Origin of the sequence: Streptomyces sp. NPDC087440 (assembly GCF_044744005.1) — a bacterium.
Lineage (GTDB): Bacteria > Actinomycetota > Actinomycetes > Streptomycetales > Streptomycetaceae > Streptomyces.
In genome coordinates, this window is the sequence record NZ_JBIUXN010000003.1 from 467994 (window position 1) to 489891 (window position 21898).

The following is a 21898-nucleotide window of genomic DNA, read 5'->3' on the forward strand; positions in this document are numbered from 1 at the left end:
TCGTACGACGAACGGCAGCGCCTGTGGATACTCGCGCGCACGCTTCTCGACGGTCTGCGCATGATGAGGCATGACCTGGACTTTCACGGAAGACCTCAAGGAATTCCTGGACGTGGCGCGTGCGTCGCTGGCGTCCGGGCCGGTGCGGAACACGCTGTTGCTGACGGTGTCGACGACGCTGGCGCGGCGGGGCGTGGACGCCTACGGCGAGGAGCCGCCGCTCTTCGGCTGGTGGCGTCGCCCGGCCGACGGGATCGTGGACGGGGCGCTGATATGGACCCCGCCGGAGCCGGTGCTGCTCGGTGCGGTGCCCCCGGAAGCGGTCCGCCCGCTGGTACGGGCCCTGGGGGACCACTCGGTCCTGGGCGGCCGGAAGGTGGTCGGCCTGAACGTGGAGGGCGGGGCGGCGGCGGAAGCGGCTGCCGCCTGGGCGGAGTCGGCCGGTGCGGGGCGTGGCGGTCTGCGGCGCGGGGTCGAGCATCGGCTGTACCGGCTGGGCGAGTTGATACCGCCGCCCCGGCTGCCCGCGGGGCGGGCCCGGCTCGCGACGCCTGAGGACCGTGAGGTGCTGGTGGAGTGGGTGCGGGCGTTCGCCGCGGACACGGGGCAGCCCGGGGACCGGGCGGGGGCCATCGTCGACGAGCGGGTGCGGCACGGGGGCCTGACCGTGTGGGAGGACCCGGAGGGCATACCGGTGTCCATGGCCGGCGTGACGCTCCCCGCTGAGGGCATGGTGCGGCTGGCCCTCGTCTACACACCGCCGGAGCTGCGCGGCAGCGGCTACGCGGCGGCGGTGACGGCGGACGTCGGCGCGGCCGCCGTGGCGGCCGGGGTCGGCGAGGTGCTGCTGTTCGCGGACGCGGCGAACCCGGTCAGCAACCGGATCTATCAGCGGCTCGGTTTCGAGGAGGTGTCGACACGGGTGGTGCTCACGGTGCCGGCCGGGGAGTGAGCGGCTTCGGCGGCCCGTGCAGGCTGAGCCGTGGTTTGGGGCCGTCGGTGCGGCCGGTCGGCGGTTTGCGGCTCCCGGCGCGGTACGGGAGCGGCCAGGGGGCGCCGGGGCCGGAGTAGTCCTGTTCGGCGGCGGCGTGCAGGGTCCAGTGGGGGTCGTAGAGGTGGGGCCGGGCGAGGGCGCAGAGGTCGGCGCGGCCCGCGAGGAGGAGGGAGTTGACGTCGTCCCAGGAGGAGATCGCGCCGACCGCGATCACGGGGACGCCGAGGGCGTTGCGGATCCGGTCGGCGTACGGGGTCTGGTAGCTGCGGCCGAATTCGGGGGCCTCGTCGGAGACGACCTGGCCGGTGGAGACGTCGATGGCGTCGGCGCCGTGCTCGACGAAGGCGCGGGCGATCGCGACGGCCTCTTCCTCGGTGGTGCCTCCCTGGGCCCAGTCGGTGGCGGAGACACGGACGGTCATGGGTTTGTCGTCGGGCCAGATGCCGCGGACGGCGTCGAAGACTTCGAGGGGGAAGCGGAGGCGACGGGCGAGGGTTCCGCCGTAGGCGTCGGTGCGCTGGTTGGTGAGCGGGGAGAGGAAGCTGGAGAGCAGGTAGCCGTGGGCGCAGTGGAGTTCGAGGAGGTCGAAGCCGCAGCGGGCGGCGCGCCAGGCACAGGCGGCGAACTGTTCGCGGATGTCGATGAGGCCGGAGCGGTCGAGCTGGGCCGGGACCTGGTTGACGCCGGGCCGGTAGGGCAGCGGCGAGGGGGCGACGAGGGGCCAGTTGGTCTCGGAGTCGGTGGCGTCGAGCGGTTGGTCGATGCCGTCCCACATCAGCTTGGTGGAGCCCTTGCGGCCGGAGTGGCCGAGTTGGACGCCGATGGCGGTGCCGGGGCTCTGCCGGTGGACGAAGTCGGTGATCCGCCGCCAGGCGGTGGCCTGTTCGGGGGTGTAGAGCCCGGCGCAGCCGGGGGTGATGCGTCCTTCGGGGCTGACGCAGACCATCTCGGTCATGACCAGTCCCGCTCCGCCGAGGGCGCGGGAGCCGAGGTGGACGAGGTGGAAGTCGCCGGGGACGCCGTTCTCGGCGGAGTACATGTCCATGGGTGAGACGACGACGCGGTTGCGCAGGGTCAGGTCGCGCAGCCGGAAGGGGGTGAACATCGGTGGGGTGTCGGGTGAGGGGCAGCCGAAGTCCGCCGCGACGGCCTCGGTGAAGTCGCTGTCGCGCAGGCGCAGGTTGTCGTGGGTGACGCGGCGGCTGCGGGTGAGGAGGTTGAAGGCGAACTGCCGGGGCGGCTGGTGGACGTATCCGGCGAGGTCCTCGAACCAGCGCAGGCTGGCGGCTGCGGCCCGCTGCGTCGACTCCACGACGGGCCGGCGTTCGCTCTCGTAGGCGGCGAGCGCGGTGGGCAGGTCGGGCTGTTCCTCGATGCAGGCGACGAGTGCGAGGGCGTCCTCGACGGCCAGCTTGGTGCCGGAGCCGATGGAGAAGTGGGCGGTGTGCGCGGCGTCGCCGAGCAGGACGGTGTTGCCGTGCGACCAGCGGTCGTTGACGACCGTGCGGAAAGCGATCCAGGAGGAGTTGTTGCCTTTGAGAGGACGGCCGCCAAGAGCGTCGGCGAAGACCTTGGCACAGCGCTCGACGGACTCGGCCTCGTCGCAGGCGTCGAGCCCGGCGGCCCGCCAGACCTCTTCACGCATCTCGACGATGACGGTCGAGGAGTCCTTCGCATAGGGGTAGCCGTGCAGCTGCATCACCCCGTGCTCGGTCTCCGCGATCTCGAAGCGGAAGGCGTCGAAGGCGAAGTCGGCGGCGAGCCAGATGTACCGGCAGCGGTGGGAGGTGATGCGGGGCCCGAACACGTCGGCGTGGGCCTGCCGGGTGAGGCTGTGCACCCCGTCGGCGGCGATCACCAGGTCGTACGCGGTGGCCAGTTCGGCGGCGGTCGGGGCTTCGGTACGGACCCGGAGCTCGACACCGAGGGAACGGCAGCGGGCGTGCAGGACCTCCAGGAGCCTGCGCCGGCCGAGGGCGGCGAACCCGTGACCGCCGGAGGTGAGGCGACGGCCGCGGTGCACGACGTCGATGTCGTCCCACCGGACGAACTCGGCGGTGAGCGCCCGGTACACCTCGGGGTCGGCGTGCTCGATGCCGCCGAGGGTCTCGTCGGACAGGACGACGCCGAACCCGAAGGTGTCGTCGGGAGCGCCCCGCTCCCAGACGGTGACCTCACGCTCCGGGTCGAGCCGCTTGAGCAGCGCGGCGGCATAGAGCCCACCGGGCCCGCCACCGATGACGGCGACGCGGAGGGGGGTGCGGGGGGCGGGGCCCGGGGTGAGCTGTGCGGTGGGCGAGGGGGCGGGGGTGGGGGTGGGGGTGGGTGGGTGGGGGGAGGGGGGGAGGGGGCCCCCACCAGATGTGCTGGTCATCGTCACCGCCCCCGCCACTTCGGCGCCCGCTTCTCCGTGAACGCGGCATGGAATTCGGCGTAGTCCTCGCCGTTCATCAGCAGCGCCTGGGTGGCGGCGTCCATCTCGACGGCGGCGGCGAGCGGCATGTCGAGTTCGGCGGTGAGCAGGGCCTTGGTCTGGGCGAGTGCCAGGGCGGGCCCGTCGGCGAGCCGCCGGGCCAGGGCGGCGGCGCGGATGTCGGCCTCGCCCTCCTCGGTCAGTTCGCTGAGCAGTCCGATCCGCTCGGCCTCCGGTGCCCGCACCGGCTCCCCCAGCATCAGCAGCCGGGTGGCGTGGCCGAGGCCGACGACGCGCGGCAGCAGATAGGCGGCGCCCATGTCGCCGCCGGACAGCCCGACCTTGGTGAAGAGGAACGCGAACCTGGCCGTCGGGTCGGCGATCCGGAAGTCCGCGGCGAGTGCGAGGACGGCCCCCGCCCCGGCCGCCACCCCGTGCACGGCCGCGATCACCGGGAATGGGCATTCGCGCAGCGCCCGTACGACCTGCCCGGTCATCCGGTTGAAGTCGAGGAGCTGCGCGGTGTCCATGGACAGGGTGGCCCCGATGATCTCGTCCACGTCGCCGCCGGAGCAGAACCCGCGCCCCTCCCCCGCCAGCACCAGCACGCGCACGGAGCGCTCCCGGGCGAGTTCGGCGAGGAGGTCGCGCAGGTCGGCGTATGCGCCGAAGGTCAGCGCGTTCAGTTTGTCCGGGCGGGCGAGGGTGACCGTCGCGACCCCTTCGTCGAGGGTCAGCCGCAGATGGCGCCATTTCTCGGTGCGCTGGGCGGAGCTGAGGAACGGGCTCATGGGCGCAGCCTCCCGGTGCCGGTGCCAGTCCTTCGAAGCTATCACCGGTCCGTGACTCTCGTCACGAGTACGCGATAAGCGGCGTCCGAGGGATTCCGCATCGCCCTTCCGCGCACCCGAGCCCACCCGCCTGCACCCGACGCCCCGTCCAAGGTCCCAAAGGACTGTGGCGCAGGTCCCACCCGTTCCCGGCGAGCGGCCCTACTGGAACAGGCTTTCGCTTCGTACCGTTGCAAGCAGGAACTCTGCTCCCCGAACGGACCTCGCCTTGCCCCCTGCCTCCGGCCCTCTCTCCGGCCCCGCCCCCGGCCCCGCTTCCTGGCGCATCGAGCTGCCACACTCACCGGCCGCGGTGCCGATGGCCCGCGCCCTGATCCGTACGGCGCTGGCGGAACTGGAGGCTCCGGCCGCGGACAGCGACACCGCCGAGCTGCTGACCGCCGAGCTCGTGGCCAACGCCGTCGAGCACACCAGCGGTTCCGCCCCCATCGAGCTGGTGGTGGAGCTGCTGCCGACGGGCTGCCAGGTCGAGGTGCACGACGGGGACCCCGGCCCGCCCGGCAACCTGGAGTCCTCCGAGGCCGACCAGTGCCCGGACCCCTGGCAGGAGCACGGCCGTGGGCTCCTGTTGATCCGTACGCTCAGCTCGGACTGCGGACACCGGCGTACGGATTCGGGCAAGGCGGTGTGGTTCCGCCTTCCCGCACCGCACTGATCCCCGGACCCACCCCCGCCGCGTCAGGCCTCCCGCTGGGCCGACTCCCCCACCGGCGCCTTGCCCTCCGCCGCCCCGAGCCGCGAGTTCCGGCGGCCGTAGAGCGCGTACACCAGTGCTCCGACAACGAGGAACGCGCCGAACTGGAGCCACGTCCGCCAGCCCGTTCCGTAGATCAGGTAGAGGCAGAACAGCACTCCCAGCACCGGCAGGACGGGGAAGAGCGGCACCCGGAAGGACCGCTGGAGGTCCGGGTTGCGGCGGCGCAGCGCGATGACCGCGATGTTGACGACGGCCATGATGGCGAGGGTGCCGATGGTCGTGAGGTTCATGACGACGTCGAGCGGTACGACCGCCGCCGGGATCGCGAACACGGCGGCGACGATCCACGTGTTGGCGACCGGCGTGGAGGTCTTCGGCGAGATGCGTTCGAAGATCCGCGGGATGAGGCCGTCGCGGGACATCGACATCAGGATGCGGGTCTGTCCGTACATCACGGCGAGGACCACCGACGCGATGGCGACGACCGCGCCGAAGGCAATGATGCCGCCGCCGAGGGCGGAGTCGGTGACCTTGTTGACGATCAGGGAGAGCGCGGCGGGCTTGGAGGCGACCTCGTCGGCGGACATGGCGCCGATGGCGGCGATCGCGACCAGGCAGTAGAGCAGGGTGACCACGCCGATGCAGATCATGATCGCGAGGGGGATGTTCTTGCGCGGGTTCTTGACCTCTTCACCGGCGGTGGTGATCGCGTCGAAGCCGATGTACGAGAAGAACGCGACGGAGGCCCCGGACGTGACGCCCATCAGGCCGTGCGCGGCGAAGGGTGAGAGGTTCTCGGAGTTGAACGCGGTGAAGGCGATCGCGCAGAACAGGATGAGCACGGCGATCTTCACGACGGCCATCACGGCGGTGGCGCGGGCGCTCTCGCGGATGCCGCGCACCAGCAGCAGCGCGGCGAGCAGCATCACGACGACGGCCGGGATGTTGACGACGCCGCCGTCGCCGGGCGGACTGGAGAGCGCGGCGGGCAGTTGCCAGCCGACGAGGCTGTTCAGCAGTTCGTTCAGGTACTGGCCCCAGCCGACGGCGACGGCCGACACCGAGATGCCGTACTCCAGGAGCAGGCACCAGCCCACCAGGAACGCGATGCGCTCGCCGAGGGTGGCGTACGCGAAGGAGTAGGAGCTGCCGGAGACCGGGATCGCGCCGCCCAGCTCGGCGAACGAGAACGCGGTGAAGATGCAGGTGATCGCGGCCAGCACGAATGACACGACGACGGCGGGTCCGGCTTCGGCGACGCTGTCGGAGAGGCCGACGAAGATGCCGGTGCCGACGATGGCGCCGACGCCGAAGCACACGAGCTGGAAGAGCCCCATGGTGCGCTTCAGGCCGTGCCCCTCCAGGTCAGCGCCGGATTCGGCGACGAGGAGGTCGGGTGACTTGATGCGTTGCATGGGGGTGGTTCTCATCTCTGGTGCCTGCGTGAACAGCAGAAAGGGGTCCGGGCATGTATGCCCGAACCCCATCAAGCACCGCAATGGTAACCATCGCACCGCATATTCACCCAATCGGGCGTATTGCTATTCAGTGCGCCCCGGGGTCGCGACGTCGGCCATCGTCGCGACCAGGACCGCCTTGATGGTGTGCAGCCGGTTCTCGGCCTCGTCGAAGACGACGGAGTGCGCGGATTCGAAGACCTCGTCGGTGACTTCCAGGGAGGTCAGGCCGTACTGCTCGTGGATCTCGCGGCCGACCTTGGTGCCGAGGTCGTGGAAGGCGGGCAGGCAGTGCAGGAACTTCACGTCCGGGTTGCCGGTGGCGCGCAGGACGTCCATGGTCACGGCGTAGGGGGTAAGGGATGCGATGCGCTCGGCCCAGACCTCCTTGGGCTCCCCCATGGACACCCAGACGTCGGTGGCGACGTAGTCGGCACCGCGCACGCCCTCCTCCACCTCCTCGGTGAGGGTGATGCGGGCCCCGCTCTCCTCGGCCAGCTTGCGGGCCTGCGTGACGATCCCCTCGGCGGGCCAGTAGGCGCGCGGGGCGACGATCCGTACGTCCATGCCGAGGAGGGCACCGGTGACCAGGTAGGAGTTGCCCATGTTGAAGCGGGCGTCGCCGAGGTAGGCGAAGGCGATGCGCTCCAGCGGCTTGTCGCTGTGCTCGGTCATGGTGAGCACGTCGGCGAGCATCTGGGTGGGGTGCCAGTCGTCCGTGAGGCCGTTGAAGACCGGCACTCCGGCGTACGCGGCGAGTTCCTCGACCGTCGTCTGGGCGTCGCCGCGGTACTCGATGCCGTCGAACATCCGGCCGAGCACGCGGGCGGTGTCCTTGGCCGACTCCTTGTGCCCGATCTGCGAGCCCGCAGGGTCGAGGTACGTGGTCGACGCGCCCTGGTCGGCGGCGGCGACCTCGAAGGCGCAGCGGGTGCGGGTGGACGTCTTCTCGAAGATCAGCGCGATGTTGCGACCGCGCAGCCACTGCACTTCGGTGCCGTTCTTCCGGGCCGCCTTGAGTTCGGCGGCGAGGTCGATCAGCCCGCGGAACTCCGCGGCGCTGAAGTCGACCTCCTTGAGGAAGTGACGGCCCTTCAGGGAGTGGCGGCCTTCGAGAAATGACGTCATGGGGACGCTCCAGGGGGCGACGGGCGGACCGCGCGGGCAGGATCGACCGCACGAACACTGAAACTATATACGTTGAAGCGCATCACTATACGGCCTCACGTTCGATCGGACAGCTCATGCAGCGCGGTCCGCCACGTCCCCTGCCCAGCTCGCTGCCCCGGATCTCGATCACTTCGATGCCCTGTTTCCGCAGGTGGGTATTGGTGGTCACATTCCTTTCGTACGCGACGACCACACCCGGCTCCACCGCGAGGACGTTGCAGCCGTCGTCCCACTGTTCGCGCTCGGCCGCATGCACATCCTGGGTGGCGGTCAGCACGCGGACGGAGTCCAGGCCGAGGGCGGCGGCGATCGCCCGGTGCATGTGCTCCGGCGGGTGATCGGTGACCTTGAGTTCACGCTCGCCGACGCCGGGTTCGATCGTGTACGAGCGGAGCATGCCGAGCCCCGCGTACTGGGTGAAGGTGTCGCCGTCGACCATGGTCATGACGGTGTCGAGGTGCATGAAGGCCCGGCGCTTGGGCATGTCGAGCGCCACGATCGTCTGCGCCGACCCGGCCGCGAACAGCCCCCTGGCCAGCATTTCCACGGCCTGCGGAGTGGTCCGCTCGCTCATCCCGATCAGGACGGCCCCGTTGCCGATGACCAGGACGTCGCCGCCCTCGATGGTGGAGGGGTAGTCGCTCTGCCCCTGCGACCAGGTGTGGAAGCCGCCCGCCTCGGGACCGGTGAACAGGGGATGGTGCTTGTAGATCGCCTCGAAGTGCACGGTCTCGCGCTGCCGGGCGGGCCAGCGCATCGCGTTGATGGACACCCCGTCGTAGATCCAGGCGGAGGTGTCACGGGTGAAGAGGTGGTTGGGCAGCGGGCCGAGGAGGAAGTCGTCCAGGTCCATGACGTGGAAGCGCACCGAGGTCGGCTCCGGGTGCCGTTCCAGGTATTCCCGCTTGGTCATCCCGCCGACCAGCGCCTCGCAGAGTTCGGCGGCGGGCAGTTCGTCGAACGCGGCCCGCAGGTGGTCGGTGGCGAGCGGCCCGTACTCCTTCTCGTCGAAGACCCGGTCCAGTACGAGTCGTCTCGCCTCCGGCAGTTCCAGGGCGTCGGTGAGGAGGTCGCCGAAGAGGTGCACCTCCACTCCCCGGTCGCGCAGCACGTCCGCGAACCCGTCGTGCTCCTGCCGCGCCCGGCGCACCCAGAGCACGTCGTCGAAGAGGAGTGCGTCCTTGTTGCTGGGGGTGAGGCGCTTCAGTTCGAGGTCGGGGCGGTGGAGGATGACGCGGCGCAGCCGCCCGGTCTCGGAGTCGACGTGGAATCCCATGGCTCAATCCTGACCGCCCGGGCCCCGCTTCACCCGTCGAACACCGCCTCGTCGTCGAACACGTCACGCTCCCGCCCGTCACGCCTCCGGGACCCGCGCCGGTATGCGCAGGCTCCGCTGCCACACCTCGCAGGCGATCACCGAGGTCAGCGCCCCGGTGAACCGCTGGCGGCACCAGGTGTCGGTCAGTCCGGGCAGGTGCTCGACGGTCAGGGAGTCGAGCAGTTCCGCCAGGCGCGGCTCGTCCAGCTTGAGGTAGCGCCCCTGGCGCTGTGCCGGTTTCTTGTCGAAGTCCGAGGCGCACAGCGCCCGCAGTTCGTCCCCGACCGAGGCCAGCAGCTTCCCGGCCCGCTCGGCGGTGAGCTCCCGCACGGGACACGGCTCCGCCGCGGCCGCCGATGTCTCCGGAACCGGTGCGTCGTCCGCTTCCCGTTGTGCCGTGTGCGTGTCCCGCTGTGCCGTGTGCGTGGTGTCCGCACACCGGGTGGCGACGGTCTGCGCCAGCACGTCCGCCAGGTCGGCGTCCAGGGCGGTACGCACCGCTGCCGCGAACGTCTCCCCCACTCCGGCCAGGACGAACGGCTCCACGTGCTGCATCAGTTCCTGGAACGCCAGGAGCGTGTCCGCGCCGCCCTCCCGGAGCCGCCGTGCCTGTTCCCCCATCAGGTCCTCGGCCCATTCCCTCAGCGGCGCGCTCTCCACCAGCCGGGCGGCCGCCTCCGGGAACGCCGTCAGCTCGTGCCGACCGCCCGCGAAGCGGAGTTCCGAACGGGCCGGCAGCGTCAGTTCGTGCAGGATCCGCTCGCGGAAGACGGGGGCGTCGAGGAGCGCGACGACGTCGTCCGTGCCGTGCTCGGCCATCCACGCCACCAGGTGCATGCGGCGCCATCCGGTCCCTTCCGGCTCGGCGAGCGGCATGCCGGCCCTGACCAACGCGACGGCCAGGTCCAGCCGCAGGCCCAGGTGCCCCGGGGTCGTGTACCGCTGTTTGGTCCCCAGCCACGGGTCGCGCGTCTCGCCCGCCGCGCGGGTCCGGTCGGCGATCGCGGCGAGGACGGGTTCCAGTCCGGTCACGGGCAGGCTCATGCCCTCGTAGCCGGTCAGGAAGCGGGTCAGCCAGCGGTGTGTGTCGGTGAGGGGCAGCAGGTCGCCCTGGTCACCCGGCTCCCCGGCGCCTCCGTCGCCGGTCAGCCGGCGCAGGACGCCCAGGTCTGCGAGGTAGGTCAGCCAGGAGGCGGCCGTATCGGCGATCTTCGCTGCGGTCCGGGCGCGCGGCGCGGACACGGTCCGCAGCAGTACGGGCACCACCGCGTCCGGGTCCTCGGCCAGCAGTCGGCGCAGTACCGGCTGCCAGGCGTTCCACACCGCCGGGGCGCAGGTGTCCATGGCTCCGCCGCCCAGCAGGGTGGCGAGGATCTCGGTGTGCGTGTCGTCGGCGGGCAGTTTCCTTCCCGCGCCCCGGGTCAGCTCGGCGGCGAACGTGTCCGGGATCTCGCGGCTGCTGCGGCACCAGGTGTGCACCAGGCTGCGGTAGCTGTCCGCGCCCTGTTCGGCGGAGGTGCGGGCCGCGACCTCTTTGCGGTGCGTGGTCAGTTCCTTGACGGTGACGGCGCCGAGTCCCACGAACTCGTCGAACAGGGCGTGGCGTGCCTCCTCGTCCACCGGTCCGCCCAGCTTCCGCTCGGCCGCCCGTGCCGCGGTGAACAGCGGCCGGGCCATCGCCGAGCTGCCCGCCCCGGCGACCACGCGGGCGGCTTCGTCCAGTGCGTACGGCAGGAGTGCGGGGCAGTGCGCGGTGGCCCTGGCCGCCGTCTTGGCGAACTGGTCGGCGGCACGGCCCGGTTTGGCAGGGGCCAGTTCGGCGCACTTCCGCAGCGGAGTGAGCAGGACCATCGCCTCGCGTGCCAGCTCGGGGTGCGCGGTGCACACCCGGGGGAGGAAGCCGAGCGGCTCCGTGCGCACCCGGCCCACGGTGGTCCCGTCGCCGCCTTCGGGGGTCAGCCCGAGGGCGGCCGCGACGACGTCTTCCGCGGCTCCCGCTCGGGCGGGGACGAGGCGTACGAGGCGGTGTCCGGCGTCGAACGGGCCGGCGTCGTAGTGGCGTGCCGTCAACGGCTCCTGGGAGCCTGCGCTCACGGGCTCCTGGGAACCTGCGCTCACGTCTCCGGCGAGGACCGCGCCTTGCTGGAGCAGGCGCCCGTCGGCGGCGGGTTCCCCAGGTGGGGTGGGCGGGACGGGCGGTTCGGCGGGAGCCGGTCCGGTGGCCGCGTACTCGGCACAGGCCACCAGGAACTCCTGGTAGGCGGCGGTGGAGTCGGCGGGCCGCGGGGTGGGGGCCGGCGGGCTGTCGAAGGGGTTGTCGGCCCTGTCGTGGACCTCGGCGAGGACCCGCATGCCCTCGGACCACGCGACGCGCGGCACCGGGTCGTACGCGCCGAGGCCCGTGCGTCCGTCGATGCCGTCCCAGAAAAAGGAGTTGAGGGAGACGGGTGACTCGGGGCCCTGGTAGCGCAGGTCGAGTTGCATGCCGTAGCGGTGTCCGGCGACGAGGACCGAGAAGTGGGCGGTCTCGCCGTTGATGCGTCCGCCGTGCGGGGTGATGACCCGTTCGAAGTGGGCGCCGCTGGAGTAGTCGCCGTCACGGAAGGGCCGGATGCCGTACCGCTTGGGTTCCTTCGGTCCCGGGGTGGCGTCGGGGCGCACCCACACGGTGCGGTGCAGTTGCTCGATGTGCTGCTTGCCGCCGAAGGTGTCGAGCAGGTCGAGCCAGGCGTCCAGGCGGCCGGTGCCGCGCGGGTCGAGCAGTACGGGGTGCGGGACGGCCAGCACCTCGTCGGTGAGGGTGAACTCGCCCTCGGGTGACGTCACATGGAGACAGCGGTCGGGCCCGAGGCCGGTGAGCAGGCCCGCACGCGTGAGGTCGGGCCCGGTGCCGTACGGGGCCACGACCGCGTAGCGCAGGGCGCGCCGCCAGTACGGGTCGCTCCACACCGCACGGATCAGCGCGGCGGGGACGGGCAGGGAGCGGGCCATCCAGGTCTCGACCCGGGTGCGGGCGTCGGCGGCGTGGTCGGCCAGCCAGTCGCCCAGCGCGGCCAGTTCGAGGACCGCGTCCTGTTTCTTCAGCGCGGGCGGCAGCTTCTTCAGCTCGCGCCCCGCGGCGTTGCGGCAGCGGATCTGCGGGGCGGGTTCCGCGTACACGTCGAGCGTGACCTCGTAACCGCCGACCGCCGTCCAGCCCTCCCGCTCCCCCACGACGTGCTCCCCCGCGACGTGCTCCCCCACGACCTGCTTCCCCATGACGTGCACCCCCGTGCGTCGTTGTGCTGCCCCGGGCGGTCCCGCACGGAACCAAACGAGGTGTGACCACCCGCCCGGTTCGAGCGAGTGATCACACCTTACGAGTCAGCACTGACAACGCCCCGCCCACAGCCTGTTTCCGCAGGTGGGGGCGGCTCATGGGGCAGGTCTCACAGACGCGGGTCCACCGGTTCCGACTCCAGCGCCAGCACCGCGAACACCGCCTCGTGGACCCGCCACAGCGGCTCGCCCTCGGCCAGCCTCTCCAGCGCCTCCAGGCCGAGCGCGTACTCGCGCAGGGCCAGCGACCGCTTGTGCCCGAGGAACCGTTCCCGCAGCTTGGCGAGCTGCTCGGGCCGCGTGTACTCGGGACCGTAGATGATCCGCAGGTACTCGCGTCCGCGCACCTTGATGCCCGGCTGCACGAGCCGCCCCTTGCCGTCGCGCACCAGCGCGTCGAGCGGCTTGACGACCATGCCCTCGCCGCCCCGCCCGGTCATCTCCAGCCACCAGTCGATTCCGGCCCGCACGGACGCCTCGTCGCCGGTCTCGACGACGAGCCGACGGGTGGTGTGCAGCAGCCCGGTCGGGTCGTGCTCCACCAGCCTGTCCAGCCACGCCAGTTGACGGTCGTGCGGTACGCCCGCCAGCGAGCGGCCCTGCACGGCCAGCAGCTGGAACGGAGCGAGTCGCACCCCGTCCAGACCCTGCGTCGGCCAGCAGTACCGCCGGTACGCCTCGGTGAACAGCCCGGCGTCGGCGGCCCGTTCCCGCTGCTTGGCCAGCAGTTCGTCCGCCCCCTCGACCCCGCGTGCCGCGGCGGCCTCCAGGGCGGCGACCGCACCGGGGAACACCGCGCCGGACGCGGCGCCCACGGCGGCGTACTGCTGGCGCAGCAGCCCGGACGCCTTCAGCGACCACGGCATCAGCTCGGCGTCCAGCAGCAGCCAGTCGGTGTCGAGCTCCTCCCACAGGCCCGCCTCGTCGACGGCGGTCCGCAGCCTGGCCAGGACCAGTTCGCCGACCGTCTGGTCGTCGAAGAACGGCCGCCCGGTGCGGGTGTGCACGACCCCCGTGGGGCCGTCCGTACCGAATCGCTCCCTGGCCACGTCCGCGTCGCGGCACACCAGGACCACGGCCCGCGAGCCCATGTGCTTCTCCTCGCACACGACCTTCTGGACGCCGTCCGCCTTGTACTGCGCGAACGCCTCCGCGGGGTGTTCCAGATAGCCGTCGACCTTCGACGTGCCCGTCGGGGCCATCGTCGGCGGCAGGTAGACCAGCAGCTGCGGGTCCACGGCGAACCGGCTCATGACTTCGAGTGCCGCCGCCGCGTTCTCCTCGCGGACCGCGACCCGGGCGTGCTCGCGGGTTTCCACGACCCGGCGTCCCGCGACGTCGGCGAGGTCCAGCGGACGTCCGTCGTGCCCGCCGGGTGCCTCGGTGAGCAGCGGCTTGACCGGCTCGTACCAGACCTTCTCGGCCGGTACGTCGACCAGTTCGCGCTCCGGCCAGCGCAGCGCGGTCATCTTGCCGCCGAACACCGCGCCGGTGTCCAGGCAGATGGTGTTGTTGATCCAGGAGGTGTTCGGGACGGGCGTGTGCCCGTACACGACGGCCGCGCGGCCCCGGTAGTCCTCGGCCCACGGGTAGCGCACCGGCAGCCCGAACTCGTCGGTCTCACCGGTGGTGTCCCCGTACAGCGCGTGGGAGCGCACGCGCCCCGAGGTGCGCCCGTGGTACTTCTCGGGCAGCCCGGCGTGGCAGACGACGAGGTTGCCGCCGTCCAGGACGTAGTGGCTGACGAGGCCGTCGATGAAGTCCCTGACCTGTCCCTTGAAGCTGTCGTCCTCCTTCTCCAACTGCTCGATGGTTTCGGCGAGTCCGTGGGTGTGCTGGACGTTCCTCCCCTTGAGCCAACGTCCGAGCTTGTTCTCGTGGTTCCCGGGGACGCACAGCGCGTTTCCGGAAGCCACCATTCCCATGACGCGGCGCAGCACGCCGGGGCTGTCGGGGCCGCGGTCGACGAGGTCGCCGACGAAGACGGCGGTGCGCCCCTCGGGGTGCGCCCCGTCCTCGTACCCCAGCTTCTCCAGCAGGGTCTCCAGCTCGGAGCGGCAGCCGTGGATGTCGCCGATGATGTCGAAGGGGCCGGTGAGGTGGGTGAGGTCGTTGTAGCGCTTCTCCAGGACGATCTCGGCGGCGTCGACCTCTTCGACGCTGCGCAGGATGTGCACCTTGCGGAAGCCCTCGCGTTCCAGTCCGCGCAGCGAGCGGCGCAGTTCGCGTTTGTGCCGCTGGATGACGTGGCGGGGCATTCCGGCCCGGTCGGGGCGCTCGGCGTTGCGGGCCGCGCAGACCTCTTCGGGCAGGTCGAGGACGATGGCGATGGGCAGCACGTCGTACTTCCTGGCCAGCTGCACCAACTGCTTGCGGCTCTCGGACTGCACGCTGGTGGCGTCGACGACGGTCAGCCGTCCGGCCTCCAGGCGCTTGCCCGCGATGTAGTGCAGGACGTCGAAGGCGTCGCGGCTGGCGCTCTGGTCGTTCTCGTCGTCGGCGACCAGGCCCCGGCAGAAGTCGGAGGAGATGACCTCGGTCGGCTTGAAGTGCTTGCGCGCGAAGGTCGACTTGCCGGAACCGGTGGCTCCGACGAGGACGACGAGCGACAGGTCGGTGACCGGCAGCCTGCGCGGTGCGGTGGTGCTCGGTGCTGCTTCGGCGGCGGTGCTCATGCGACCTTCGCCTCCTTCACGTTCTCGGTGTTCTTCTCTTCCGGTGCGACCATCGTGAAGACGGCCATCTGGGTGGGCGGCCCCACCTCCGGGTCGTCCGGTCCGACGGGCTCGAACTCGACGCCGTATCCGTGCCGTTCGGCGACCTTGGCCGCCCAGTCGCGGAACTGCTCCCGCGTCCACTCGAAGCGGTGGTCGCCGTGCCGCACGTGGCCGGCGGGCAGCGTCTCCCAGCGGACGTTGTACTCGACGTTCGGCGTCGTCACGATCACCGTGCGCGGCCGCGCGGACCCGAACACCGCGTACTCCAGCGCGGGCAGCCTCGGCAGGTCGAGGTGCTCGATGACCTCACTGAGCACGGCCGCGTCGTAACCGGTCAGCCGCTTGTCGGTGTACGTCAGCGAGCCCTGCAGCAGCGAGACGCGCTCGGCCTGCCGCTCGCCCATCCGGTCCAGCTTGAGCCGCCGGGAGGCGATGGTGAGCGCGCGCACGGACACGTCGACGCCGACGATCTCGGTGAACTTCGCGTCCTTGAGCAGCGCCTGCACCAACTGCCCCTGCCCGCAGCCGAGGTCGAGCACCCGTCCGGCCCCGGCCGCCCGCAGCGCGCCGAGGATCGCCTCGCGGCGCTGTTCGGCGAGCGGCGTCGGCCGTTCCTCCGTCTCGGTCTCCTGCGCGACCGCGTTGTCGATCTCCTCGACGGCGATGTCGTCGGCGTCGGCGAGCCGCGCCAGGTTGTGAAGGGACACGGCCAGCCGCTCGGTCGCCTGCCGGGTGAGTCCCCAACGGCGCGACAGATAGCGGGTGGTGATCAGCTTCTGCCCGGGGTGCGCCGCCAGCCAGCCCTCACCGGCCCGCAGCAGCTTGTCGACCTCGTCGGGCGAGACCCAGTAGTGCTTGGAGTCGTCGAGCACCGGCAGCAGTACGTACAGGTGCCGCAGCGCGTCGGACAGCCGCAGCTCTCCCTCCAGCGTCAGCTGTACGTAGCGGGAGTCGCCCCATTCCGGGAACTGTGCGTCCAGCGGTACGGGCACCGCTTCGACGGTGCTCCAGCCCAGCGGGGCGAACAGCTCGCGCACCAGTTCCGCTCCGCCGCGCGCGGGCAGCGCGGGCACCTCGATGCGCAGCGGCATCGGCTGCTCGGCGCGCTCCGGGCGGGCGTTGCACACTCCGTGCAGGGCGCTCTTGAACACGGTGCTCAGCGCCACCGCGAGCAAGGAGGAGGCGGCATAGGGGCGGTCGTTGACGTACTGCGCGAGCGCCAGGTCGGGCGAGCCGCCGCGGCCCTTGCCCTTGCCGCGCCGCACCAGCGCCACCGGATCGACCTCCAGGAGCAGCGCGGCCGTGCAGCGCTCGGCGCTCGCCTCGGGGTAGAGGACGTGCGCCGTGCCGTGGGAGGTGGAGAACGACTGCTTCCGGTCGGGATGCTTGTGCAGCAGAAAACCGAGGTCGGTTGCCGGGCGTTCCTGGGTTCCGGTGGTACTGATCGTCATGAACACGCGTCCGAGTATCGCCCGGTTCGCCTGCTCCGACCACGGGTTTTACGAGACGGCGGATGCTGCGGGCAGCACTCCCCCTCCGTCGGTCCCGTACGTCATTCCCGCACGCCCACGTCCGCCGCCAGCCCGGCGATCTGCTCGGGCCCGACCCGGCAGCAGCCGCCGACCAGGCGCGCCCCGCGCGCCTGCCAGCCCCGCACCCGGGCTGCGTCGAAGGTGCCGTCGCCGCGCCAGCCGCGCGCGGTGGCGTCCCACTCCTCGCCGCTGTTGGGGTAGACGACGACCGGCTTGCCGGTCTGCCGGGCGGCGACCTCCACCGCCCGGTCGACGTCCTCGGGCCGACAGCAGTTCACGCCGACCGCGACGACCTGGTCGTTCCCCGCCGCCAGGGCGAACGCCTCGGCCAGTGACTGGCCGGCCCGGGTCCGCTCCCCCTCGATGCTGTACGACAGCCACACCGGCACCCCGCACCCGTCGACCGCGCGCAGCAGTGTCCGGGCCTCGTCGGTGTCCGGCACCGTCTCCAGCGCCAGGACGTCGGGCTCCGCTGCGGCCAGCGTCTCGATCCTCGGCCGGTGGAACCGCTCCAGCTCCGCGACCGACAGCCCGTACCGCCCGCGGTACTCGCTGCCGTCCGCGAGCATCGCCCCGTACGGCCCGACGGAGGCGGCCACCCACACGGGGTGTTCCGTGCCCTGCGCCGCCGCACGGGCCAGGTCGACGCTGCGTCGCAGCAGCCCGGACGCTTCCTCGCGGCCGATGCCCCGCTGGGCGAATCCCTCGTAGGTCGCCTGGTAGCTGGAGGTGATCAGCACCCGGGCGCCCGCCCGCACATAGGCCGCGTGCGCCGCCTCGACCTGCTCGGGGGCGTCCGCGAGCAGCCGGGCCGACCAGAGCGCGTCGGAGAGGTCGCAGCCCTGGTCCCGCAGCTGGTTGGACAGCCCTCCGTCGAGGACGAGGGTCTCCTCGGCGAGCGCGGCGGCGAGGGGGCGGGTGGGCTTCACGGTGACTCCTGGGCGTGGTGCGCGGGACCGGCGGCGGGCGGACGACCGCCCGCCGGGCGTCAGTTCAACTGGGACAGCACCTGCGAGGAGATCAGATCCAGGTGGTCGAGGTCGTCCAGGTCCAGCATCTGGAGGTACACCCGCGACGAGCCGATCTCCGCGAACCGTCCGATGCGGTCCACCACTTCGGCGGGCGAGCCCGCGAGTCCGTTGGCCTTGAGTTCGTCCACCTCCCGTCCGATGGCCGCCGCCCGGCGCGCCACCTCGGCGTCGTCCTTGCCCACGCACGCCACCAGCGCGTTGGAGTACACCAGGTCGCCCGACTTCCGTCCGGCCTGCTCGGCCGCCGCCCTGACCCGGCCGAACTGCCGGGCGGTGTCGTCGAGCGAGGCGAAGGGGATGTTGAACTCGTCGGCATACTGCGCGGCCAGCCGGGGCGTGCGCACCGCCCCGTGTCCCCCGATCAGGACCGGCACCTTGGCCTGGGCGGGCTTGGGCAGCGCGGGCGAGTCGGTGAGCTGGTAGTAGGTCCCGTCGTAGGTGAAGGTCCTGCCCACCTCCGTCTCCCACAGTCCCGTCACGATGGCCAGTTGTTCCTCCAGCCTGGCGAACTTCTCCTTGGGGAAGGGAATCCCGTACGCCTTGTGCTCCTCCTCGAACCAGCCGGCGCCCAGCCCCAGTTCGATGCGGCCGCCCGACATCTGGTCGACCTGCGCGACCTGGATGGCCAGCACTCCCGGAAGCCGGAACGTGCCCGCGGTCATGAGGGTCCCGAGCCGAATCCGCCGGGTCTCCCGCGCCAGCCCGGCCAGCGTGATCCAGGCGTCGGTGGGTCCGGGGAGTCCGTCCGCGGAGCCCATGGCCAGATAGTGGTCGGAGCGGAAGAAGGCGTCGAACCCGAGGTCCTCGGTGGCCTTGGCGACCGTCAGCAGTTTCTCGTAGCTCGCCCCCTGCTGGGGCTCGGTGAAGATGCGAAGATCCATGACTTCATCCTGCACCTTCGAACTGCCGTCAACCCCGTTGGCCCCATCTGTCCCCCATCTGCCCGGTCGAGTGAAAATTCGCCCTCGTGGGGGTCCTCGCACTGCCGTGTCAGTGACCGGTGATCCCCGTACTCGTTTGCTCGGGCGGAGCCGGACAGCCCGGCCCGCGCGCCGACGACCGTTGCCGGGGCGTTGATAGCAACACCGCCCTCCCCGCGTGGGAGGGCCTGGGCCGAGGAGGCCGCCATGTCCCAGGAAGCCGTGCCCGAACAGGCCGCGTCCGCGAATCCGGTACCGCAGTCCGTACCGGGCCAGCAGGCCGCCCCGAAGGGCCTGTTGCAGCAGATGGAGGAACTGATGGCGGCGCTCACCGCCGACCTCTCGCAGCTCGACGCCGATCTGCAGACCACGGGCGACCGCCCGTCGACCACCGGTTCCTCCGCCGAGAGCCACCGGGAGGAACGCAACGTGGGCCGCCACGACGAGGGCCGGTACGGCGAAAGCCAGCACGGAGACAGCCAGTACGGGAACAGTCAGTACGAGAGCGAGCAGTACGGAAGCGGCCAGTACGTGAGCGACCGCCCCGTGGAAGGCCGCTACGGCGAGCGTCGCCCCGGCGACCTCGGCCGGTCCTACTGACCGAACCAGGGTCATGACGGCCCCGCCGCCGAGTCATGGGCCGCGCCCTGCAGTCTGCCGTTCTCCCACACCGTGAGCCGGCGCAGCAGTCCGCGCACCCGGTCGTTCGACTCGTCGGCGGCGTCGATCGCCTCGATCGTCTGCCAGTAGAACCCGCCCTCGTCGGTGGCGCAGGCGACCCCGACCAGTGCGATGCCCACCTCTCCCAGCAGCCCACCGAGCTCGTCCAACGCGCCCCGCGCGTCGGGGACTTCGGTGAGGCGCGCGGCCCTCGGCCCGGGATCGGGGGGTTGCCCGACGACTAAACCGAACCTCTCCTGGCCACCGGTGCTCAGCGTCGGCCAGTCGATCGTCCCGCACCCACGGCCGCCCGCCTCGCTGAGGCCCTGCGCCTCCCCCCGAAGCTCCGGCGGACCCTTGACGGCCAGCATCCCGCCGATCGCCTGGGTCAGCGCCTGCGCCTGCCACGCCTCCATCAGGATCTCCAGCGACGCCCGGCTCTGCGCCAGCGCGTGTCTGCTGACCCTGACGAGTCTCACCGCATCCATCACAGCCACCCCCGTTGCCGTCCCGCTATCGTCCGACTCACTCCTCAGTTCACTACCCAGAGTGAGGGGAAAGGGCCCGGAAAGCCAGGGCTATGCGGAAATCTGTGGACACTCAAGGGGTTGTGGACATCGTCGTCACTCCGAAGAGTGACGAACTCCGCTTTCCGGGACGGGAAACCGCGTCTCGTTCCGCTCGATCTTGGCGGCGAGCGCCGCCAGCGGATCGATCCCCAGCACGTCGCAGAACTGCAGCAGATAGGCCAGCACGTCCGCCACCTCGTCGGCGACCCGGTGCGCGGACTCCGGCCGTTCCATCACGCGGGCGGACTGCTCGGGCGTCAACCACTGGAAGATCTCGACGAGTTCCGAAGCCTCCACGCTCAGGGCGGCGGCCAGGTTCTTGGGCGTGTGGTAAGGCCCCCAGTCGCGTGCCGCGGCGAACGCGGCGAGCCGCTGCTGCAAAACGGCCACATCGGGCACCGCCCCGAAGGCCGCCTCGCCCGCCTCGCCCGCAACACTCATCGCGCCCGCAACACCCGTCGCACCCGACTCACCGCGCACGCCCGACTCACCGTCCGTGCGCGCCTCACCGTCCACGCCCGCCCCGCCGTTCACGCCCGCCATCGTCCTCGCCTCGTCGTTCACACCCCCAGGTCTACCACCGCCGCCCCGTCCACCCCGCGCACACCCGCCCCGTCCGACACCGTGCCGATGAGCCTGATGTGCCCCCGCGCACACATCCTCCCGGCCAGCTCCCCGAGCGCCCGCGCCTGCCGGGCGTCCAGCCCCCGGTCGAAGCCGTCCGCCAGCACCGCCAGCGCCTGGAAGGCGTCCGGCACCTCGGCCACGTACGCCATGTCCAGCACCTCGGGCCCGGTCAGCAGGACGAGCGCGAGCGCCAGGTACCGCAGTTCGCCGTCGCCGAGCCGCCCCACGGGTGTCACCCCCCGGGCGCCCCGGTCCAGCACCGCACGCACCGTCCGCCCCACCGCGTCCTCCGTGGTCAGGCCCTCGACCCGGCCCGCGCATCCCTCCTTGGCGGCCGCGACGAGCAGCCCGTACCGGATCGGGCACTCCTTGCCGGTACGTCGCAGGACCGCGGCCAGGTTGTCGCAACCCCGGCGCAGCAGGGCCTCCTCCACCGGCACCGGTGCCCGCATCCGCTGGGGCTGCGGGTCGCACACGTACACCGAGCGCAGTGCCACGAGCACCTGCTCGGCGGCGGCCAGCACCTGTCGTTCGCCCTCGGTGCGTCCGGCCACCCGCAGGGGCAGGAGCGCCGTCGCCAGCCGGTCGTCGGGCAGCGGCGCGCGCGTCACGGACACCGCGCCCGCCGTGTGCCAGGCCGCCTGGACCGTGCGTTGCCGCGGGTCGCGCAGCACAGTCGTCAGGAATTCCTTCCCCTCGCACGTCAAACGTTCGCTGACGATGCGGAGTTCCGGCTCCGCCTGAACGGCCAGATCGAGCCGTACGGGTCCGGCCGGGCCGTCCACGGTGCAGCCGATCCGGAAGCCGCGTCTGCCCTGTTCGTCGGGGAGCGCGGTCTCCGGGACGCGGGCGGACGGGTCGGGGAACACCTCGTCGAGGACGTCGCCCGCGCCGAGGCGGGCCAGTGCGTCGTACATCTCCAGGACGGTCGTCTTGCCGCTCCCGCTCGGCCCCGCGAAGAAGGTGAGCGGGCCGAGGGCGAAGACCGCGCCCCGGTGCGGGCCGAAGGCGGAGAGCCGGAGTTCGGTGACCGTGGGGCGGTGCGGACGGACGGGAACGGGCGGGCGTAAGGACAAAGGCGCAGTCATGATGCGGACGCTATGCATCCGTATCCCTGCCGAACCGTTACGCCTGCCCCGCCTTCCTACGAACGGGGGACCCTCCGCACGGGGAACCCGCGCGCGGAGGGACCCTCCGCACCGGAACCCGCGCAGGGAAGGAACCTACGCACGGGGGACGGCGGCGGCCTCGACGCCCTCGACCTCCATGCCCACGGGCGCCAGCAGGAACACGTTCCGGTCCACCCGGTGCATGCCGCTGCCGAGCCCGAAGACCACACCACTGCTGAAGTCCAGAATCCGCTTGGCCACATCGGTCTCCGCGCTCGTCAGGTCGAGGAGTACCGGAATCTGCGCGATCAGGTACTCGGCGACCTCCCGGGCGTCCGAGAACACCTGCACGCGCAGCACGACCATGCGCCGCTGCTCGACCTCCTCGTACCCCTGGGGCACCGTGCGGTGGTCGGTTCTGGACGGCCATTCGTTGCGGCTGCGCAGCGGTACGACCTGGGCGAGCCCTTCCCACTGCTCGTCGGTGACGTCATACCTGCTCACCGGACCACCCC

17 protein-coding genes are annotated in these 21898 nt (G+C 71.6%); 3 read left to right on the forward strand and 14 right to left on the reverse strand.

Features of this window, described 5'->3' with window-relative positions; all coding sequences use genetic code 11:
- Positions 1 to 70: 70 nt before the first annotated feature.
- Positions 71 to 952 (forward strand): GNAT family N-acetyltransferase, encoded by an 882-nt coding sequence (locus ACIO3O_RS10265; RefSeq protein ID WP_401744230.1) that lies wholly within the window; start codon positions 71 to 73, stop codon positions 950 to 952.
- Here ACIO3O_RS10265 and ACIO3O_RS10270 read toward each other — a convergent pair.
- Positions 930 to 3368, reverse strand: coding sequence for a bifunctional salicylyl-CoA 5-hydroxylase/oxidoreductase (locus ACIO3O_RS10270; RefSeq protein ID WP_401744231.1), 2439 nt, complete (start codon positions 3366 to 3368; stop codon positions 930 to 932). The two genes, ACIO3O_RS10265 and ACIO3O_RS10270, sit on opposite strands and share 23 nt — an antisense overlap.
- Positions 3369 to 3370: 2 nt before the next feature.
- Positions 3371 to 4198: an enoyl-CoA hydratase family protein gene (locus ACIO3O_RS10275; RefSeq protein WP_401744233.1), complete on the reverse strand. Its 828-nt coding sequence runs from the start codon at positions 4196 to 4198 to the stop codon at positions 3371 to 3373.
- A 268-nt stretch (positions 4199 to 4466) separates the two neighbouring features.
- Here ACIO3O_RS10275 and ACIO3O_RS10280 point away from each other — a divergent pair, with 268 nt between their 5' ends.
- Positions 4467 to 4913, forward strand: a complete 447-nt coding sequence (locus ACIO3O_RS10280) for an ATP-binding protein (RefSeq protein ID WP_401744234.1) — start codon at positions 4467 to 4469, stop codon at positions 4911 to 4913.
- Positions 4914 to 4936: 23 nt separating this feature from the next.
- On the opposite strand, the gene ACIO3O_RS10285 is transcribed toward ACIO3O_RS10280, so the two are convergent.
- The 8 genes from ACIO3O_RS10285 to ACIO3O_RS10320 all read right to left on the reverse strand — a co-directional run bounded on the left by ACIO3O_RS10285 (position 4937) and on the right by ACIO3O_RS10320 (position 18379).
- Complete coding sequence (locus ACIO3O_RS10285; protein WP_401744235.1) at positions 4937 to 6385, reverse strand: amino acid permease; 1449 nt, start codon at positions 6383 to 6385, stop codon at positions 4937 to 4939.
- Between the two features lie 111 nt (positions 6386 to 6496).
- Positions 6497 to 7540, reverse strand: a complete 1044-nt coding sequence (argF, locus tag ACIO3O_RS10290) for an ornithine carbamoyltransferase (protein WP_401744236.1) — start codon at positions 7538 to 7540, stop codon at positions 6497 to 6499.
- A gap of 85 nt (positions 7541 to 7625) precedes the next feature.
- The gene (locus ACIO3O_RS10295) at positions 7626 to 8858 is read right to left on the reverse strand and encodes an arginine deiminase (RefSeq protein ID WP_401744238.1); all 1233 of its coding nucleotides are present in this window, start codon (positions 8856 to 8858) and stop codon (positions 7626 to 7628) included.
- Positions 8859 to 8936: 78 nt separating this feature from the next.
- On the reverse strand, positions 8937 to 12158 hold the full coding sequence (locus tag ACIO3O_RS10300) for a DUF4132 domain-containing protein (protein ID WP_401744239.1): 3222 nt from the start codon (positions 12156 to 12158) through the stop codon (positions 8937 to 8939).
- A gap of 170 nt (positions 12159 to 12328) precedes the next feature.
- Positions 12329 to 14893 carry a polynucleotide kinase-phosphatase gene (locus tag ACIO3O_RS10305; RefSeq protein ID WP_401744241.1) on the reverse strand — a complete coding sequence of 855 codons (2565 nt, stop codon included), beginning with the start codon at positions 14891 to 14893 and terminating at the stop codon, positions 12329 to 12331.
- Positions 14890 to 16392 (reverse strand): 3' terminal RNA ribose 2'-O-methyltransferase Hen1, encoded by a 1503-nt coding sequence (locus ACIO3O_RS10310; protein WP_401744243.1) that lies wholly within the window; start codon positions 16390 to 16392, stop codon positions 14890 to 14892. Before ACIO3O_RS10310 ends, ACIO3O_RS10305 begins: the two co-directional genes overlap by 4 nt.
- A 95-nt stretch (positions 16393 to 16487) precedes the next feature.
- Positions 16488 to 17396 (reverse strand): homocysteine S-methyltransferase, encoded by a 909-nt coding sequence (gene mmuM / locus ACIO3O_RS10315; RefSeq protein ID WP_401744245.1) that lies wholly within the window; start codon positions 17394 to 17396, stop codon positions 16488 to 16490.
- Between the two features lie 59 nt (positions 17397 to 17455).
- Positions 17456 to 18379, reverse strand: coding sequence for an LLM class F420-dependent oxidoreductase (locus ACIO3O_RS10320; protein ID WP_401744247.1), 924 nt, complete (start codon positions 18377 to 18379; stop codon positions 17456 to 17458).
- 246 nt (positions 18380 to 18625) lie between these two features.
- Between ACIO3O_RS10320 and ACIO3O_RS10325 the strand changes: the two genes are divergently transcribed.
- Complete coding sequence (locus ACIO3O_RS10325; protein WP_401744505.1) at positions 18626 to 19018, forward strand: hypothetical protein; 393 nt, start codon at positions 18626 to 18628, stop codon at positions 19016 to 19018.
- An 11-nt stretch (positions 19019 to 19029) separates the two neighbouring features.
- Here ACIO3O_RS10325 and ACIO3O_RS10330 read toward each other — a convergent pair whose 3' ends face one another.
- The 4 genes from ACIO3O_RS10330 to ACIO3O_RS10345 form a co-directional block, all read right to left on the reverse strand.
- Positions 19030 to 19566: a DUF6099 family protein gene (locus ACIO3O_RS10330; protein ID WP_401744249.1), complete on the reverse strand. Its 537-nt coding sequence runs from the start codon at positions 19564 to 19566 to the stop codon at positions 19030 to 19032.
- 135 nt (positions 19567 to 19701) lie between these two features.
- Positions 19702 to 20088: a nucleotide pyrophosphohydrolase gene (locus ACIO3O_RS10335; RefSeq protein ID WP_401744489.1), complete on the reverse strand. Its 387-nt coding sequence runs from the start codon at positions 20086 to 20088 to the stop codon at positions 19702 to 19704.
- 119 nt (positions 20089 to 20207) lie between these two features.
- Positions 20208 to 21362: an AAA family ATPase gene (locus ACIO3O_RS10340; RefSeq protein ID WP_401744251.1), complete on the reverse strand. Its 1155-nt coding sequence runs from the start codon at positions 21360 to 21362 to the stop codon at positions 20208 to 20210.
- A gap of 135 nt (positions 21363 to 21497) precedes the next feature.
- Entirely contained in the window at positions 21498 to 21887 is a 390-nt protein-coding gene (locus ACIO3O_RS10345; protein WP_401744253.1) for a cell division protein SepF, read from the reverse strand.
- Between the last annotated feature and the right edge of the window lie 11 nt (positions 21888 to 21898).

Bases quoted from the DNA above. Each gene is read 5' to 3' on its own strand.
- ACIO3O_RS10265 (WP_401744230.1), top strand. From the start codon at position 71: ATGACCTGGACTTTCACGGAAGACCTCAAGGAATTCCTGGACGTGGCG.
- ACIO3O_RS10270 (WP_401744231.1), bottom strand. From the start codon at position 3,368: ATGACCAGCACATCTGGTGGGGGCCCCCTCCCCCCCTCCCCCCACCCA.
- ACIO3O_RS10275 (WP_401744233.1), bottom strand. From the start codon at position 4,198: ATGAGCCCGTTCCTCAGCTCCGCCCAGCGCACCGAGAAATGGCGCCAT.
- ACIO3O_RS10285 (WP_401744235.1), bottom strand. From the start codon at position 6,385: ATGAGAACCACCCCCATGCAACGCATCAAGTCACCCGACCTCCTCGTC.
- argF (WP_401744236.1), bottom strand. From the start codon at position 7,540: ATGACGTCATTTCTCGAAGGCCGCCACTCCCTGAAGGGCCGTCACTTC.
- ACIO3O_RS10295 (WP_401744238.1), bottom strand. From the start codon at position 8,858: ATGGGATTCCACGTCGACTCCGAGACCGGGCGGCTGCGCCGCGTCATC.
- ACIO3O_RS10300 (WP_401744239.1), bottom strand. From the start codon at position 12,158: ATGGGGAAGCAGGTCGTGGGGGAGCACGTCGCGGGGGAGCACGTCGTG.
- ACIO3O_RS10305 (WP_401744241.1), bottom strand. From the start codon at position 14,893: ATGAGCACCGCCGCCGAAGCAGCACCGAGCACCACCGCACCGCGCAGG.
- ACIO3O_RS10320 (WP_401744247.1), bottom strand. From the start codon at position 18,379: ATGGATCTTCGCATCTTCACCGAGCCCCAGCAGGGGGCGAGCTACGAG.
- ACIO3O_RS10325 (WP_401744505.1), top strand. From the start codon at position 18,626: ATGTCCCAGGAAGCCGTGCCCGAACAGGCCGCGTCCGCGAATCCGGTA.
- ACIO3O_RS10330 (WP_401744249.1), bottom strand. From the start codon at position 19,566: ATGGATGCGGTGAGACTCGTCAGGGTCAGCAGACACGCGCTGGCGCAG.
- ACIO3O_RS10335 (WP_401744489.1), bottom strand. From the start codon at position 20,088: ATGAGTGTTGCGGGCGAGGCGGGCGAGGCGGCCTTCGGGGCGGTGCCC.
- ACIO3O_RS10340 (WP_401744251.1), bottom strand. From the start codon at position 21,362: ATGACTGCGCCTTTGTCCTTACGCCCGCCCGTTCCCGTCCGTCCGCAC.